Origin of the sequence: Pseudocitrobacter vendiensis, assembly GCF_943590815.1 — a bacterium.
GTDB classification, from domain to species: Bacteria; Pseudomonadota; Gammaproteobacteria; order Enterobacterales; family Enterobacteriaceae; genus Pseudocitrobacter; species Pseudocitrobacter vendiensis.
This window is the reverse complement of record NZ_CALSBS010000002.1, coordinates 255,366-269,488: the sequence shown is the minus strand read 5'-3', so window position 1 is coordinate 269,488 and position 14,123 is coordinate 255,366. Positions and strand designations below refer to the sequence as shown.

Sequence of the window (14,123 nt, the reverse complement as noted above, 5' to 3'; positions counted from 1 at the left end):
AATAATAGACATAGTGCAAATGCCACAAATATCAATACGAAGAACAAAAAGCCTGCTTATTCACACGGTTGCGCGTAAAGTAAGCAGGCTTACTTTTTTTGGCAAGGATTTCCTTTCATGTTCGATACCACCCTGCTGATCCTCCTTGGTCTGGCGGCGCTCAGCTTCGTCAGTCATAACACCACCGTAGCCGTCTCCATCCTGGTACTGATTATTGTTCGTGTCACGCCGCTAAATACCTTTTTTCCGTGGATTGAGAAACAGGGGCTGACCATCGGGATTATTATCCTGACCATCGGCGTCATGGCGCCCATTGCCAGCGGGACCCTGCCGCCTTCCACGTTGTTACATTCATTCGTTAACTGGAAATCACTGGTGGCAATAGCGGTTGGCGTGTTTGTTTCGTGGCTTGGCGGACGCGGCGTCGTGCTGATGGGCAGCCAACCACAACTGGTGGCTGGGTTGCTGATTGGCACCGTACTGGGCGTGGCGCTGTTTCGCGGTGTTCCGGTGGGCCCGCTAATTGCCGCCGGGCTGGTTTCCATTCTTATTGGGAAGTCGTGAGGCTCGCCAGATAGCGTCCCGGCGTCTGACCGAGCCCTTTACGGAACATGGTGATAAACGCGGTGGTAGAGTCATATCCCAGCGCCAGCGCCATCTGCTGCACCGCCAGCCCGCGCACCAGCATTTGCAACGCCAGAATCAACTGCAGCTGATGCCGCCAGCGGCGAAAATTGAGCCCGGTCTCTTTGACCACCAGCCGCGCCAGATTACGCTCACTCATGGCAAAACGGCTGGCCCACTGGCTGAGCGTCTGCCGCTGCGCGGGCTCCGCCTCCATGGTCTCGACCATCAGGCGAGTCTTCGGATGCGGCGATACCGGTAGCTGTAGCTGCTGTTCGGCCTGCTGCGGAAGCTCATCGAACAGGACCTGCGTCAGGCGCTGTTTTTGCTGCGTCTCGCGCGCGTTGCCAGGCCGTTGCGCGAGCGCCAGAATCAATTCGCGCACCAGCGGTGAAATTTTCAAAGAACAGCAGTGATCGGGCATCAATGCCGCGCCGGGCTCGATAAATAGAAAACAGAGCTGCGCCTGCGGCGTTGCACGATTGCTGTGCGGCATCCCGCCGGGGATCCACACCGCAAACTGGGGCGGTACCATCCAGCGCGCATTTTCCACCTCACAGGTGATCGCGCCATGTAACGCCAGAATCAACTGCCCTTTACGATGCTGATGCTGCGGAATGTACTGCTCATCGGGTGCGACCTGAACACTGAACGCCACTGCCGCATCGTGATGACCGTCGGGGTGATAACCATCAAGACCGAGACCCAACATAATTTTGTCCGAATTTAGCGATAATTTGTCATTTTAGCTTGATTTCATCCTGGACTAAACAGGGTATCGTCTTGTTCCCATCGTTTTACTGAGAATGCTATGCGTACTGTTTCACCTTCTGCCGCCCGCCACACCTGGCTTTTGATTGTGGGCATCTTACTGATCGCCTCGACGCTACGCGTCACCTTTACCGGGGCCGCACCACTGCTTGACGCTATTCGCGCGGAATATGGCTTAACCACGGCCCAAACCGGTTTGCTGACGACCCTCCCCCTGCTGGCTTTTGGGCTGGTCTCCCCACTGGCTGCGGGGATAGCACAACGCCTCGGCATTGAACGCAGTCTGTTTGTCGCCCTGCTGTTGATTTGCATCGGGATTGCGGTGCGCTCGTTACCGGCAGTCAGCCTGCTGTTCATCGGTACGGCGATCATCGGCTGCGGAATTGCGCTGGGTAACGTCCTGCTGCCGGGGTTAATCAAACGCGATTTTGCAGGCAACGTCGCCCGCATGACCGGCGCGTATTCTGTCACCATGGGTGCCGCCGCCGCGCTGGGCTCCGCCATGGTCGTGCCGCTGGCCCTGAGCGGTTTCGGATGGCGTGGCGCATTGCTGGGGCTGATGGCCTTTCCACTGCTGGCGCTCCTGCTGTGGTTACCGCAGTGGCGCGCGGCAAAGACCGCCACGCTGACCACCTCACGCACGTTGAAAAGTCGGGGGATCTGGCGGTCATCGCTGGCCTGGCAGGTGACACTGTTTTTAGGGATCAACTCGCTGGTTTATTACGTTGTGATAGGCTGGCTGCCCGCCATTTTGATTGGGCAGGGCTACAGTGAAGCGCAGGCCGGGTCGCTGCATGGGCTGTTGCAGCTGGCGACCGCCGCACCGGGGTTTGTGATTCCGCTGATCCTCCATCGGCTCAGAGATCAGCGCGGGATCGCCATCCTCGTCGCATTAATGTGTGCCATCAGTGCAGCGGGCTACTGGCTTTTCCCGGCGCAGGCCGTTGTCTGGACGATAATATTCGGCTTCGGCTCCGGGGCGACGATGATCCTCGGCCTGACCTTTATCGGCCTGCGCGCCAGCTCGGCACATCAGGCCGCCGCGCTTTCGGGCATGGCGCAATCAGTGGGTTACTTGCTGGCCGCCTGTGGGCCGCCTCTGATGGGGAAAATCCACGACGCCAGCGGTGACTGGCATATCCCGCTCTACGCCGTGGCGGTCATTTCGCTGGTGATGGCGCTGTTTGGCGCCCTCGCCGGACGCGACCGGGAAATACACTAAGCGTTTAATTTGCCGCTGCGTACAGGAAAGCCTGTACCAGCGGCGCAGGACGCCCTTCCAGCGCATTGCGCTCATGCTGGAAAAGCGTTGCCACAAAGAACGGATGCGTCACCAGTTCAACGGCGCGAATCTCCCCTTCTTCATCCCAGCCGGTCACTCGCAGCGGTTGGTCCTGTAACGCCGCCGCAAATTCCGTAGAGATACCGTAATTACAGTGGTATCCCTCTGTAATTTCATCACGCCCGTACGCGCGCGCAATTAGCGTATTTGTGCGCAGTTCGATAGTGTCCGTTTTTTCCACCAGCGAACAGCTCAGTGGCGCAATCACCATACGGCCTTCGCTGTCGGTTTCAGCGTGAGCCGCATCGTCCCAGCCCATGACGTTACGCGCGTATTCAATCACCGCGTGCTGGAAACCGCCGCAGGTGCCCAGGAATGGCAGGCTGTTTTCGCGCGCGTGGCGAATTGCCAAAAACGCGCCGTCACTGTTCTTATACGGGCTGGCCGGTACCACCCAGATGGCGTCAAACTCCGCTAAATCATCGGTAGAGTGGATATCTGAAGTCGCAAGCCAATGATAGTCCACTGGAATCTCCAGAACCGCCGCCGCGTCATCAATCGCCAGTGGAATCGCCTGATGAGCTGTCACGTCTGGGTTGTAGTCGCCAACCAGAGCAATGCGAAGGGGATTTTTGACAGCTGGGTTTTCCATGAAAGGTCCTTATGCGTAACAATTTTTAAAACAAGATTATGCGTGTCATCCTGGTGGAGTCGCCGTTGAATAGCAATACCCGAAAGGCGGTGTTATTGTGGAAAGTCTATCATCTGGATGAGCGTAAAGGAGGCAGGAGATGATCCAGTGTAAACGCGTTTATGACGCAGCAACACCCGAGGATGGTTATCGCGTGCTCGTCGACCGGCTGTGGCCGCGCGGCATTAAAAAGGAGAATTTAGTCTACGATGACTGGTGTAAAGATCTCACGCCGTCTGCCGAACTGCGTAAGGCGTATCACGGCGAGGTGATCGATTTTGCGACCTTCTGCCAGCACTACCGCGATGAACTGAACCAGCATCGCGAGGAAGGCGTTCGCCTGCAAGGCATCGCCAATACGCAGGGCCTTACGCTACTTTATGCCGCAACGAACACCACCCAAAACCATGCACGGGTGTTAGCTGACTGGTTGAGCAAACTGTAAGACTCTTTAATGCTACGCCTCACGGCGTAGCATTACGCAAGACTGAGCGTTTTTTCTTCTTCAGGCAACATATCCGGCGTGAGTGGCAAAAGATACTCACTGCGCACAAACGCAAACCCGTGTTGCCCATCCGCCGCTCGCACATCACCGGTAACCAACCATAACGCGCGTGGCGATTGCGCAGGGACTTGCGTCATCACGCCATTCACCGGATTTAAGATACCTTCTCCCGGCGCGCAAAGCGCAAATAGCTCAACGGCTTTACCAATATTCGCGCGGCCGGCAGTGGTGCGCGCGGCAATGATCAGGGCGGTGCTGCCCGGTTTATGCAAAAACATGCTCTCTTTCTACTCGCGTTCTTTGATTAAGAATTATCCTAAGCGGAGTTTACTCAAGAGCCACGATATTGTCACTGTTTCTGCGGATGATCTCGCCGCCAGAGTGTCCATTCATCCACACGCTCGCCGCCCGGTAGCTGGCAGAGATTGCTCTCCCCCTGCGCGCTCTTCTGCGCTATCAGTTTGCCGCCCTTTTCCACGCAGTACACCGATGCCGGATTAGCCATGCCCACCTGTTTTGGCGGCGGTGGCACATCGGGTTGTTGTTGTGCGCACCCAGCAAGAAGTAATGCGGCACCAATCAGATACTGTTTCGACATGCTTTTTCCTTTTAGATGAGGTTTCACTTTAAACTCCATGATTTCTCCATTTTAACTGCACTTTTGCCCAATAAAGTACACCTCGTTCTCGAACTGACCAGAGAATAGATCATTCCATAATCAATGAGTTTTTGCCCCATCTCCCCCGATGGGGCTTTTTTGTCTTCTAAGCCTTAAAATCCCGCGCCATAATGTATAAAATTTGATATATCCAGGCAGTATTCTTAATACTTAGCCAGAAAATTCTTACCAACGTACGGACGATTTTTTTTGTTGTACGGGAGCTTTTTTCATGTCTGACAACATTCTTGCCCGGGTATCGCACACCCTTGCTACGGAACAATCACTGGAGTGCATGGTTCGCCAGTTGCTTGAAATGCTAGAGCTGGTCACCAATATGGAGTCAACGTATCTGACTAAAATCGATACGAAAGCCGAGCTACAACATATTGTTTATGCACGCAACAGTGGTGAAATGACCATTCCAGAAAACGCTTCCGTTCCCTGGGAAGAGTCGTTGTGCAAACGGGCAATGGATGAGAATTTTTTCTTCTGTAATGATGTTAACGTTCACTGGGCTGATTGCGAGCGTGCGCGCGAACTTGGTATCACTACGTTTCTCAGTACCCCGGTGCATCTGGCCGACGGGTCGCTGTATGGAACGCTGTGCGCTTCCAGTAAGCGGACCATGCCGTTTAGCCTAAACGGTGAGCAGGTGCTGCAGTTGTTTGCCAGTATTATTGCACGTTACATTGAGAAAGAGTCGCTGGTAAATCAGTTGCGCGCGGCAAATGCGGCGCTGATATACCATTCCTACACGGATGCTTTGACAGGGTTGCCTAATCGCCGGGCGATATTTGAAAACCTGGAGACGATGTTCTCCCATGCCCAAAAAATGGGTTGCCATATTACGCTTGCCTATATCGACCTTGATGACTTTAAGGCCATTAATGACCACTACGGCCATCATTGTGGCGATCTGTTTTTACGGCAAGTTGGGCAACGGTTGTTAGCCTTCAAAACGGAAGACTGTCTCGTCGGGCGTCTGGGAGGCGATGAATTTCTGGTTGCGATACTCTGTGCTCCATATAACAAACAAACGCAGTTTATCCATTCATTGCGTGAGCAGCTAAGTGGTGATTATTTGTTAGCGGAAACAATCCTCCGTTATCCCGGAACCAGCATCGGCTTGATTGATATTGATCCCACTACAACGGACATTGAAAGTGCCCTGCGTAGCGCCGACAGTGCAATGTATCTGGATAAACAAATGCGCCGTCAGATACAATCTCCATGGCACATCGGTTAAGATTCACCCTACACAACATGAATAAGTAACATCAGGATAAAATAATGAGGCTAGGTATCGCTTTCCCCATCGTCATCTTTATTGTGGCGGTCATTTTTCTGGGCTGGTTCTTCATTGGCGGCTATGCGCTGCCGGAAGGTGCAAAATGAGAAAAACAACCATTATTATGTTGATTGTGGCGGTTGTTGCCGTCGCCGGGACACAATTAGGCTGGTGGTAAACCGCACAAGGGCCGGTTTACCGGCCTGATTCCTGATGCGTACTTCTTTTCATCCGATACATATCCGCATCTGCCTGCTGAATTGCGTTATCCAGATTATCCGCTCCTGAAGACATTCCCCATGATGCGGATAATGGCACCGCTTCACCCTCTACCGTGAAGGTATACTGCGCGACCTGCGTCGCAATCCGTTCAGCAATAAAACGTGCATCTTCCTTACTGGCGCTGGCCAGTAGAATGACAAACTCGTCGCCACCAGTACGGATCACCAGATCGTGGATAGCGCGGACGTTATCCAGCATACATTGCGCGATAATCTTCAGCGCGCGGTCTCCCACGCTATGCCCCCAGGCATCATTGATCGCTTTAAATTTATTGCAATCAAACAGAAGAACAGTGGTGTAACGTAATTCATGCTTCTGAATCAGTTCCAGAATATTGCGCGTATAACTGCCGGTGAGTGCATCAGAATAGAAGCGATTATCCCCTTTATTTAGCCTGCGGCGAATAACAAAGAAAAGTAACAAAAAGAGCAACGGTGCCAGCAGAACGGCAGTTGAGGCCATTGGGTCATTTAAGATGTATAAATAAAGCGGCAGCGCATAGCGGAACTCGTAACGATCGGAGAGATCGTAAACCTGATAAACCGTCGGCCAGTTACAGTTATCCGTTAAGCAAAGATGGCTACCATCCTGACGGTTAACAAATTTCAGCATCAGCTCAGAAGGGATGTTATTTTTGAACGACTCGCGCAAGGCACGCTGTAACTCGGGCTTTGAAAAATCGTATAATAAATAACCGACGATATGATTACTCACCTGTCCGGCAGAAAGATCGTAGATATAACTCACCAGACTATAGGCTTTTTCACCGGTTATTTTATCCGTATAAAAATTAGTCGAACTCCGCGCTTTTTTACGAGAATCTTTAAGTAATAAACGATCATAAAACGATTCAGGAATCTGGAAAAAGGCGGCAGGATTGCGCGCCATTTGTGACGAATCAAAGGAGAAACGAACGGAATCTTTACTGGTAAACCAATAAAACCAGTGCGCGTCATGCGCCACTATATAACGATGAGTATCGTAATGCCCAGGATTCAACGTATTCATTCTGGCACGCACAAACTCCCCTGCGGCAAACATACAGCGCGCTTCTTCACTTTGCGTTCTGGAGATGAGCGTGCCGTAGCCCGGATTGAGAACCGACCTGTCAGCATTAATGCCCCATTCGTTATGATTACGCGGACGAAAATCGCTCAAATTACCGCACTGGTTATTACTTTTTAGCTGTTGATAACGCACACCCGCGGCATCGGCAATTAATTCATTATCATTAAAGATGGCCAGCATATTGCTTTCCAGCGCATTAATGCCGTCATTGACCTGCGTAATCGCGCGTTGATACATAAAAAAAAGATACAGGAAAATTAGCAGGCCAGTAATCCCTGCAGCCACCAGCAGCGCCTGCTTCTTTCGTAAACTGTCCTGAACACGTCTCACATGCGCACCATCATAAAAGTCATTCTTTTAAACGTAACACACTTTGTGTTTTTAGCTTGTTCAGAAAGAACCTATCAGAAAAATAGGCTTTTCATACCTTAAATGTGTGGTTATTAACAAATTAATGTACAACTGGCTAATTTATGCGCATGAGAATTAGGCGCAAAGACGCAGGAAACCGTAAAGAATGCGGAGTAATCTTATCTACTAATGCATGGGCTTTTATAACAATCGTCTCGGCTGAATCGCATAGACTATTTACAGCGACAGCGTGTTACTGGAGACACTTATAATGAAAAAATTGCTCGCACTCTCTTTATTAATTGTATTGAGCAGCACACTCAGCGGATGCATCATCGACCACGATCATCATCATCATGGCGGACATCATCACTCGCACCATCGTTGATGGCAGGGAAAATTCAGGCGAGCCGTGCTCGCCTGATCAATTTAGCTGTGGCTCTCTTTGGGGCCCAGGAAAATAAAACCAAATGGAATTGACCCCAGCACGGTGAAAATGCAGCTGTAGACCATAACCATCGCGCCCTGCAAAAAGAACATGCCCGTTGTCCACTCTGAATAAGGCAGGTTGTACTCACGTACCACACCGCCAAACGTTGCCCGACCCACGACAAACAACGCGATCACAAAGATTGTGCAGGCACACAGCAGAAATTTTTTGCCGTTCCTTGTCCGCAATTTTTCCAGCACCATACTCAACGCCCCCCTTCATGGCGATATATTATACTGTAGTTGTAACATTTATGTGCCAATAAATGAATGTTTTTGTGAATCCATAGTGATCTACCCCTTTTAAAGTAGTATTTAAAATGCACTTTTTGATAAATTTCGGCCTGCACTTCGTGCTCTAATAACCCGTAACAAAACAGGGGGAAACATGTTACGGATTCCGCAAAGTTGTGTTCATACGCGTTCCACGCCGTTCTGGAACAAAGAGACGGCACCCGCCGGTATTTTCCAGCGTCATCTCGATAAAGGTACGCGCCAGGGGGTCTACCCTCGCCTGTCGGTGCATAAAGGGGCGGTGAAATACCTGGGCTATGCTGATGAGACGATTGAACAGCCTGAAGCCGAGTTACTGATTCAAGCGGGTCACTTTGGCGTGTTCCCACCTGAAAAATGGCATCTGATAGAACTGATGACCGATGATACTGTTTTTCAAATTGATTTTTTCGTGGAAGCTGATGTTTTGAGATCTCTTTAAGCTCGCAAGGCGACTCAGTAAGGAGCCAATTATGCTGCGTATTCCTGACAATTTTATTCATTCCCGTTCAACACCGTTCTGGAATAAAGACACCGCGCCAAAAGCGCTGTTCACTCACCACAATACCAAAGCACATGTTTATGGCCGCCTGTCGGTGATGCAGGGCGCGGTGCGATACTTTGGTTTTCCTGACGCCGAGGCCACTGAGCCAGACGTCGACATTGTTATCGAAGCCGGGTCATTCGGTATTTCGCCGCCGCAAAAATGGCACCGAATCGAGCTTATGACTGACGACACTTATTTCAATATCGACTTCTTTGCCGACCCGGATGTCAAACTTGAAGGCGCAGGCCTGGGCAAAGTGGTCAATTCACATAAGGAGTAAACATCATGGGTAAAGCAACCTATACGGTGACCGTCACGAACAACAGCAACGGCATTTCGGTGGATTATGAAACCGATAAACCGATGGAATTGCTGATACCTGATGTTGCTGCCGATGTGGTTAAAGATCTGATTAATACCGTGCGTGCATACGATACCGAGAATGAACACGAAGTGTGTGGCTGGTAACGTATCCGGCGGGAGAGAAACTTGATGCGCAGCGCATCACCAGCCGCCGTCATTAATGCGGGTACCGGCGCGGAAATTATTGTCAGCGTTCCGATATTGCTGGTTTGTGTAGGCATGTCGGGGGCAAAGGTGTGTATCGTGCCAGGTAAACAACGTGAAGGAGTCACATGTTGAAGAAAAACTAACCAGTCAGAAAAACGGAGCACAAGCGCTCCGTTTTTCAGTAACAGCCCTGTACAGGTTACCTAACGATAAACGTCATAACCTGGGCCATAAAACGTCACTAAGACCGGGGAATGATACGCGGAATAGTCATCCGCTGAAAAGTGTCAGGAACAGGTTTCATATTTCGAATGCGGGGGTTAACAAAAATTGTATCCGCCGGGATATCATTATTGACAAAGGACATCGCGCCAATCACGACATTATCGCCAATAGTAATCGGCCCGACCAGACAGGAATTCGCCCCTAAATCGACATTATTTCCGATGGTCATGACCTCATCGTCTCGCATCCTTACCGTACCGCCCAATGTGGTATTTTGGCGGATAATACAATGTTCGCCAATATGAGCCCGACTGGTGATGACAATCCCCATATGGTGCGGAATATGCAGGCAGGGGCCGATCTTTGCGTCCAGTGCTATATCACAGGCGTATTTATCTTTTAACCTTGCAGCAATTGCAGATGCGGCTTTTTTCTGTGATTTAGAACCATGCCGGTGCATTTCACTCGCTAAACGCCACCAGAAAAGAAAATTTCTTCGGCGATTCTTTTTATTTCGCAACAGGCGATGCCACGAGAAAGACTCTTTGCGTACCACTTCTATACGCCAGAATTCCATAAGATCATGAGATTTACTTGAAAAAATGAACAAAATACATTGCAAAATTTTAATAATAATCTCCTTTTGCGAATCAAGTCGCAAATGAGGAATAGCACTGTTTAAAAAGATAAAGATAACGCAAGCGTGTACAGAAATCACATAAAAAAGGAGCCTTTCGGCTCCTTCGCGTTCTCAACAACTGAGCATTACATATTCGCGATTATCGCGTCGCCAAACTCTGAACATTTCAGCAGCTTCGCGCCTTCCATCAGACGTTCGAAGTCATAGGTCACGGTCTTGTTCGCGATAGCGCCTTCCATACCTTTAACAATCAGGTCAGCCGCTTCGAACCATTCCATATGACGCAGCATCATTTCTGCGGACAGAATGATGGAGCCCGGGTTAACTTTGTCCTGGCCTGCGTATTTCGGTGCAGTACCGTGGGTCGCTTCGAACAGGGCACATTCGTCGCCGATGTTCGCGCCCGGCGCAATACCGATACCACCAACCTGTGCCGCCAGGGCGTCAGAGATGTAGTCACCGTTCAGGTTCATACAGGCAATTACGTCATACTCTGCCGGACGCAGCAGGATCTGCTGCAGGAAGGCGTCAGCGATCACGTCTTTAACGATGATGTCTTTGCCGGTTTTTGGGTTCTTGATTTTCAGCCACGGACCGCCGTCGATCAGTTCGCCGCCGAATTCTTCGCGTGCCAGCTGGTAGCCCCAGTCTTTGAACGCGCCTTCGGTGAACTTCATGATGTTGCCTTTGTGAACCAGGGTCACAGAGTCACGGTCGTTAGCGATTGCGTATTCGATAGCTGCACGAACCAGGCGTTTGGTACCTTCTTCGGAGCACGGTTTAATACCAATACCGCAATGTTCCGGGAAGCGAATTTTCTTCACGCCCATCTCTTCGCGCAGGAATTTAATCACTTTTTCTGCGTCAGCGGAGTCCGCTTTCCACTCGATACCGGCATAGATGTCTTCTGAGTTTTCGCGGAAGATAACCATGTCGGTCAGTTCCGGGTGTTTAACCGGGCTTGGGGTGCCCTGGTAGTAGCGCACCGGGCGCAGACAAACGTAGAGGTCTAGTTCCTGACGCAGGGCAACGTTCAGAGAACGGATACCGCCGCCAACAGGTGTGGTCAGAGGGCCTTTGATAGCAACGCGGTATTCACGTACCAGATCCAGCGTTTCAGCTGGCAGCCAGACGTCCTGACCATAAACCTGAGTGGATTTCTCGCCGGTGTAGATTTCCATCCAGGAAATTTTACGCTCACCTTTGTAGGCTTTCTCAACTGCGGCATTCACAACTTTGATCATCGGTGGGGTTACATCAACACCGATGCCGTCGCCTTCAATGAATGGGATAATCGGATTGTGCGGCACATTCAGCTTGCCGTCTTTCAGGGTGATTTTTTGACCTTCTGCCGGAACAACTACTTTGCTTTCCATTCACCTCTCCTTCGAGCGCTTCTGGTGTGCTCGTCATCCTTTACGCCACAGGTTCTCGCTGTTTACTACATGCCGGTTAAACCCCGGGAATGCACTGTCTTATCGCCTTCCTGCAACACAAAGAGTTAGAGCATTTTTGTTAATGATTTGTAATGATCGTGTCAATACTACCTTATTGTTCGGCGCCATGAAAGACACTCGTTATTAGGCTATAATGCGCGAATACATAACATCTGAAAATACCATGCAGAAAACTTCTTTTAGAAATCACCCGGTTAAGCGATTCAGCACCAAACAAGCTGCCAAACAACGTAAAGATAACCAGCCAAAACGCGTAGTTCTGTTCAATAAACCCTACGATGTTTTGCCGCAATTTACTGACGAAGCGGGCCGCAGCACGCTGAAAGATTTTATTCCGGTGCAGGGCGTATACGCCGCCGGACGTCTCGATCGCGACAGCGAAGGCCTTTTAGTGCTGACCAATGACGGTGTGTTGCAGGCGCGACTGACGCAACCGGGCAAGCGCACCGGAAAAATTTACTATGTGCAGGTAGAAGGCGATCCGAGCGAGGTATCGTTGACGGCGCTGCGCACGGGCGTGACGCTCAACGATGGCCCAACATTGCCCGCGGGTATTGAAGTGGTGAATGAGCCCGAATGGTTGTGGCCGCGAAATCCGCCGATACGTGAGCGTAAGTCGATCCCCACCACCTGGCTGAAAGTCACGCTGTACGAAGGCCGCAACCGTCAGGTACGCCGCATGACGGCGCACGTCGGCCACCCTACTTTGCGTCTGATTCGCTATGCGATGGGCGACTATCGTCTGGATGGGCTGGCAAACGGCGAATGGCGTGACGCCGAATAAAAAGGAGAGTACATGTTTAAACCTCATGTCACCGTTGCCTGCATTGTGCATGCTAAAGACAAATTTCTGGTTGTAGAAGAGACCATCAACGGTAAAGCATTGTGGAATCAACCCGCGGGGCACCTTGAAGCCGACGAAACGTTAGTGCAGGCTGCCGAGCGCGAATTGTGGGAAGAAACCGGTATTCGCGCTACGCCGCAGCACTTTATCCGTATGCATCAGTGGATAGCGCCTGACAAAACGCCCTTTTTGCGCTTTCTGTTTTTGATAGAGCTGGACGATATTTGTCCGACACAACCGCACGACAGCGATATTGATCGCTGCCTGTGGGTCAGTGCTGAGGAAATTCTTAACGCAGCGAATCTGCGTTCAAAGCTGGTCGCGGAAAGCATTCATAGCTACCAGAGCGGCGAGCGTTATCCTCTTTCGCTTATCGGCGCATTTAACTGGCCGTTTACAGAGGGTGTCAAGTAAGGGGCTGCGTGCTAGAATATGCCGCCTTGAAGTTCAATGTCGTGAGTATTCCAATGTCAGAAAGTCAGAAAAAAGTGATCGTCGGCATGTCCGGCGGTGTTGATTCCTCCGTCTCAGCCTACCTGTTGCAACAACAAGGTTATAAGGTTGAGGGCCTGTTCATGAAGAACTGGGAGGAAGACGACGGCGAGGAATATTGTACTGCCGCCGCCGACCTTGCCGATGCGCAAGCGGTCTGCGATAAGCTCGGCATTGAGCTGCACACCGTTAACTTTGCCGCTGAATACTGGGATAACGTTTTTGAACTCTTCCTGGAGGAGTACAAAGCGGGTCGCACGCCAAACCCGGATATCCTGTGCAACAAAGAGATCAAATTCAAAGCCTTCCTCGAATTCGCCGCAGAAGATTTAGGTGCTGATTACATCGCCACCGGCCACTATGTGCGCCGTAAAGATGTCAACGGCAAAAGCCAGTTACTGCGCGGGCTGGATGGCAACAAAGATCAGAGCTACTTCCTTTACACCCTCGGCCACGAACAGATTGCCCAAAGCCTCTTCCCGGTTGGTGAGCTGGAAAAACCGCAGGTGCGTAAAATCGCCGAAGAGCTGGATCTCATCACCGCGAAGAAAAAAGATTCCACCGGTATCTGTTTTATCGGCGAGCGAAAATTCCGCGAGTTTTTAGGTCGCTACCTGCCTGCCCAGCCAGGCAAAATCGTCACCGTTGACGGTGAAGAGATTGGTGAACACCAGGGGCTGATGTATCACACCCTGGGTCAGCGTAAAGGCCTCGGCATCGGCGGTACTAAAGAAGGGTCGGAAGATCCGTGGTACGTTGTCGATAAAGATGTCGAAAACAATATTCTGGTCGTTGCGCAGGGCCACGACCATCCGCGCCTGATGTCCGTTGGCTTAATTGCCCAGCAATTGCATTGGGTCGATCGCGAACCTGTTCAGGGTACGTTCCGCTGTACGGTTAAGACACGTTACCGCCAGACAGATATTCCCTGCACCGTCGTCGCGCTGGATGAAGAGCGCATTGAAGTGCGTTTTGATGAGCCCGTTGCCGCAGTCACGCCGGGCCAGTCCGCCGTGTTCTACAGCGGTGAAGTATGCCTTGGCGGCGGCGTAATCGAACAGCGCATACCGCTGCCGGCATAATTAACAGCAGTCGTCTCCCCAACGCCGGGGCACCAGACGCC

The 14,123-nt window shown here is 51.2% G+C and carries 19 protein-coding genes; 11 read left to right on the top strand and 8 right to left on the bottom strand.

Annotated features, from left to right (window positions below; genetic code table 11):
* Positions 1–117: 117 nt before the first annotated feature.
* Entirely contained in the window at positions 118–564 is a 447-nt protein-coding gene (locus NMC31_RS03655; RefSeq protein WP_015964805.1) for a DUF441 domain-containing protein, read from the top strand.
* On the opposite strand, the gene NMC31_RS03650 is transcribed toward NMC31_RS03655, so the two are convergent.
* Entirely contained in the window at positions 548–1,336 is a 789-nt protein-coding gene (locus NMC31_RS03650) for an AraC family transcriptional regulator (protein WP_253896999.1), read from the bottom strand. The two genes, NMC31_RS03655 and NMC31_RS03650, sit on opposite strands and share 17 nt — an antisense overlap.
* 99 nt (positions 1,337–1,435) lie before the next feature.
* On the opposite strand from NMC31_RS03650, the gene NMC31_RS03645 reads away from it, so the two are divergent.
* Positions 1,436–2,617 carry a CynX/NimT family MFS transporter gene (locus NMC31_RS03645; RefSeq protein ID WP_253896998.1) on the top strand — a complete coding sequence of 394 codons (1,182 nt, stop codon included), beginning with the start codon at positions 1,436–1,438 and terminating at the stop codon, positions 2,615–2,617.
* Between the two features lie 4 nt (positions 2,618–2,621).
* Here NMC31_RS03645 and NMC31_RS03640 read toward each other — a convergent pair whose 3' ends face one another.
* Positions 2,622–3,329 (bottom strand): CTP synthase C-terminal region-related (seleno)protein, encoded by a 708-nt coding sequence (locus tag NMC31_RS03640; protein ID WP_253896997.1) that lies wholly within the window; start codon positions 3,327–3,329, stop codon positions 2,622–2,624.
* 139 nt (positions 3,330–3,468) lie between these two features.
* Here NMC31_RS03640 and NMC31_RS03635 point away from each other — a divergent pair, with 139 nt between their 5' ends.
* A complete protein-coding gene (locus NMC31_RS03635; RefSeq protein WP_149464741.1) occupies positions 3,469–3,813 on the top strand; it encodes a DUF488 domain-containing protein in 345 nt (114 codons plus the stop codon).
* A gap of 32 nt (positions 3,814–3,845) precedes the next feature.
* On the opposite strand, the gene NMC31_RS03630 is transcribed toward NMC31_RS03635, so the two are convergent.
* Together NMC31_RS03630 and NMC31_RS03625 are read right to left on the bottom strand one after the other, a co-directional pair.
* A complete protein-coding gene (locus NMC31_RS03630) occupies positions 3,846–4,151 on the bottom strand; it encodes a hypothetical protein (RefSeq protein WP_253896996.1) in 306 nt (101 codons plus the stop codon).
* Positions 4,152–4,222: 71 nt separating this feature from the next.
* Positions 4,223–4,471: a putative hemolysin gene (locus NMC31_RS03625; RefSeq protein WP_253896995.1), complete on the bottom strand. Its 249-nt coding sequence runs from the start codon at positions 4,469–4,471 to the stop codon at positions 4,223–4,225.
* 292 nt (positions 4,472–4,763) lie between these two features.
* On the opposite strand from NMC31_RS03625, the gene NMC31_RS03620 reads away from it, so the two are divergent.
* Complete coding sequence (locus tag NMC31_RS03620) at positions 4,764–5,780, top strand: GGDEF domain-containing protein (RefSeq protein ID WP_253896994.1); 1,017 nt, start codon at positions 4,764–4,766, stop codon at positions 5,778–5,780.
* 44 nt (positions 5,781–5,824) lie between these two features.
* Complete coding sequence (locus tag NMC31_RS03615) at positions 5,825–5,929, top strand: YoaK family small membrane protein (protein WP_149464738.1); 105 nt, start codon at positions 5,825–5,827, stop codon at positions 5,927–5,929.
* 88 nt (positions 5,930–6,017) lie between these two features.
* Here the strand turns inward: NMC31_RS03615 and NMC31_RS03610 are convergent, their stop codons facing one another.
* Both NMC31_RS03610 and NMC31_RS03600 read right to left on the bottom strand, forming a co-directional pair.
* Positions 6,018–7,502 carry a GGDEF domain-containing protein gene (locus tag NMC31_RS03610; RefSeq protein WP_253896993.1) on the bottom strand — a complete coding sequence of 495 codons (1,485 nt, stop codon included), beginning with the start codon at positions 7,500–7,502 and terminating at the stop codon, positions 6,018–6,020.
* Between the two features lie 450 nt (positions 7,503–7,952).
* Positions 7,953–8,216 carry a DUF2534 family protein gene (locus tag NMC31_RS03600; RefSeq protein WP_015964815.1) on the bottom strand — a complete coding sequence of 88 codons (264 nt, stop codon included), beginning with the start codon at positions 8,214–8,216 and terminating at the stop codon, positions 7,953–7,955.
* 184 nt (positions 8,217–8,400) lie between these two features.
* On the opposite strand from NMC31_RS03600, the gene NMC31_RS03595 reads away from it, so the two are divergent.
* Genes NMC31_RS03595 through NMC31_RS03585 form a run of 3 tightly spaced genes read left to right on the top strand, consistent with a single transcriptional unit; the run spans position 8,401 to position 9,300 of the window.
* Positions 8,401–8,727 (top strand): TehB family protein, encoded by a 327-nt coding sequence (locus tag NMC31_RS03595; protein WP_253896991.1) that lies wholly within the window; start codon positions 8,401–8,403, stop codon positions 8,725–8,727.
* 31 nt (positions 8,728–8,758) lie between these two features.
* Positions 8,759–9,112 (top strand): TehB family protein, encoded by a 354-nt coding sequence (locus NMC31_RS03590; RefSeq protein ID WP_253896990.1) that lies wholly within the window; start codon positions 8,759–8,761, stop codon positions 9,110–9,112.
* A 5-nt stretch (positions 9,113–9,117) separates the two neighbouring features.
* Positions 9,118–9,300: a DUF1869 domain-containing protein gene (locus tag NMC31_RS03585; RefSeq protein WP_015964818.1), complete on the top strand. Its 183-nt coding sequence runs from the start codon at positions 9,118–9,120 to the stop codon at positions 9,298–9,300.
* A 283-nt stretch (positions 9,301–9,583) separates the two neighbouring features.
* Here the strand turns inward: NMC31_RS03585 and NMC31_RS03580 are convergent, their stop codons facing one another.
* Positions 9,584–10,285: a serine acetyltransferase gene (locus tag NMC31_RS03580; protein WP_253896989.1), complete on the bottom strand. Its 702-nt coding sequence runs from the start codon at positions 10,283–10,285 to the stop codon at positions 9,584–9,586.
* Positions 10,286–10,332: 47 nt separating this feature from the next.
* The gene (gene icd / locus NMC31_RS03575) at positions 10,333–11,583 is read right to left on the bottom strand and encodes an NADP-dependent isocitrate dehydrogenase (protein WP_253896988.1); all 1,251 of its coding nucleotides are present in this window, start codon (positions 11,581–11,583) and stop codon (positions 10,333–10,335) included.
* Positions 11,584–11,797: 214 nt separating this feature from the next.
* On the opposite strand from icd, the gene rluE reads away from it, so the two are divergent.
* The 3 genes from rluE to mnmA are packed head-to-tail and all read left to right on the top strand — an operon-like array spanning position 11,798 to position 14,082.
* The gene (rluE, locus tag NMC31_RS03570; protein WP_253896987.1) at positions 11,798–12,448 is read left to right on the top strand and encodes a 23S rRNA pseudouridine(2457) synthase RluE; all 651 of its coding nucleotides are present in this window, start codon (positions 11,798–11,800) and stop codon (positions 12,446–12,448) included.
* Positions 12,449–12,460: 12 nt separating this feature from the next.
* Entirely contained in the window at positions 12,461–12,922 is a 462-nt protein-coding gene (locus NMC31_RS03565) for an NUDIX hydrolase (protein WP_253896986.1), read from the top strand.
* 53 nt (positions 12,923–12,975) lie between these two features.
* Positions 12,976–14,082, top strand: a complete 1,107-nt coding sequence (gene mnmA, locus NMC31_RS03560) for a tRNA 2-thiouridine(34) synthase MnmA (protein WP_149464730.1) — start codon at positions 12,976–12,978, stop codon at positions 14,080–14,082.
* Positions 14,083–14,123: the final 41 nt, after the last annotated feature.

Excerpts from the sequence above, each read along its gene's own strand:
- NMC31_RS03595 (WP_253896991.1), top strand. The coding sequence starts at position 8,401 with ATGTTACGGATTCCGCAAAGTTGTGTTCATACGCGTTCCACGCCGTTC.
- NMC31_RS03650 (WP_253896999.1), bottom strand. The coding sequence starts at position 1,336 with ATGTTGGGTCTCGGTCTTGATGGTTATCACCCCGACGGTCATCACGAT.
- icd (WP_253896988.1), bottom strand. The coding sequence starts at position 11,583 with ATGGAAAGCAAAGTAGTTGTTCCGGCAGAAGGTCAAAAAATCACCCTG.
- NMC31_RS03585 (WP_015964818.1), top strand. The coding sequence starts at position 9,118 with ATGGGTAAAGCAACCTATACGGTGACCGTCACGAACAACAGCAACGGC.
- NMC31_RS03615 (WP_149464738.1), top strand. The coding sequence starts at position 5,825 with ATGAGGCTAGGTATCGCTTTCCCCATCGTCATCTTTATTGTGGCGGTC.
- NMC31_RS03590 (WP_253896990.1), top strand. The coding sequence starts at position 8,759 with ATGCTGCGTATTCCTGACAATTTTATTCATTCCCGTTCAACACCGTTC.
- NMC31_RS03600 (WP_015964815.1), bottom strand. The coding sequence starts at position 8,216 with ATGGTGCTGGAAAAATTGCGGACAAGGAACGGCAAAAAATTTCTGCTG.
- NMC31_RS03620 (WP_253896994.1), top strand. The coding sequence starts at position 4,764 with ATGTCTGACAACATTCTTGCCCGGGTATCGCACACCCTTGCTACGGAA.
- NMC31_RS03655 (WP_015964805.1), top strand. The coding sequence starts at position 118 with ATGTTCGATACCACCCTGCTGATCCTCCTTGGTCTGGCGGCGCTCAGC.
- NMC31_RS03635 (WP_149464741.1), top strand. The coding sequence starts at position 3,469 with ATGATCCAGTGTAAACGCGTTTATGACGCAGCAACACCCGAGGATGGT.
- NMC31_RS03645 (WP_253896998.1), top strand. The coding sequence starts at position 1,436 with ATGCGTACTGTTTCACCTTCTGCCGCCCGCCACACCTGGCTTTTGATT.
- NMC31_RS03625 (WP_253896995.1), bottom strand. The coding sequence starts at position 4,471 with ATGTCGAAACAGTATCTGATTGGTGCCGCATTACTTCTTGCTGGGTGC.
- NMC31_RS03565 (WP_253896986.1), top strand. The coding sequence starts at position 12,461 with ATGTTTAAACCTCATGTCACCGTTGCCTGCATTGTGCATGCTAAAGAC.
- NMC31_RS03640 (WP_253896997.1), bottom strand. The coding sequence starts at position 3,329 with ATGGAAAACCCAGCTGTCAAAAATCCCCTTCGCATTGCTCTGGTTGGC.
- mnmA (WP_149464730.1), top strand. The coding sequence starts at position 12,976 with ATGTCAGAAAGTCAGAAAAAAGTGATCGTCGGCATGTCCGGCGGTGTT.
- NMC31_RS03630 (WP_253896996.1), bottom strand. The coding sequence starts at position 4,151 with ATGTTTTTGCATAAACCGGGCAGCACCGCCCTGATCATTGCCGCGCGC.
- rluE (WP_253896987.1), top strand. The coding sequence starts at position 11,798 with ATGCGCGAATACATAACATCTGAAAATACCATGCAGAAAACTTCTTTT.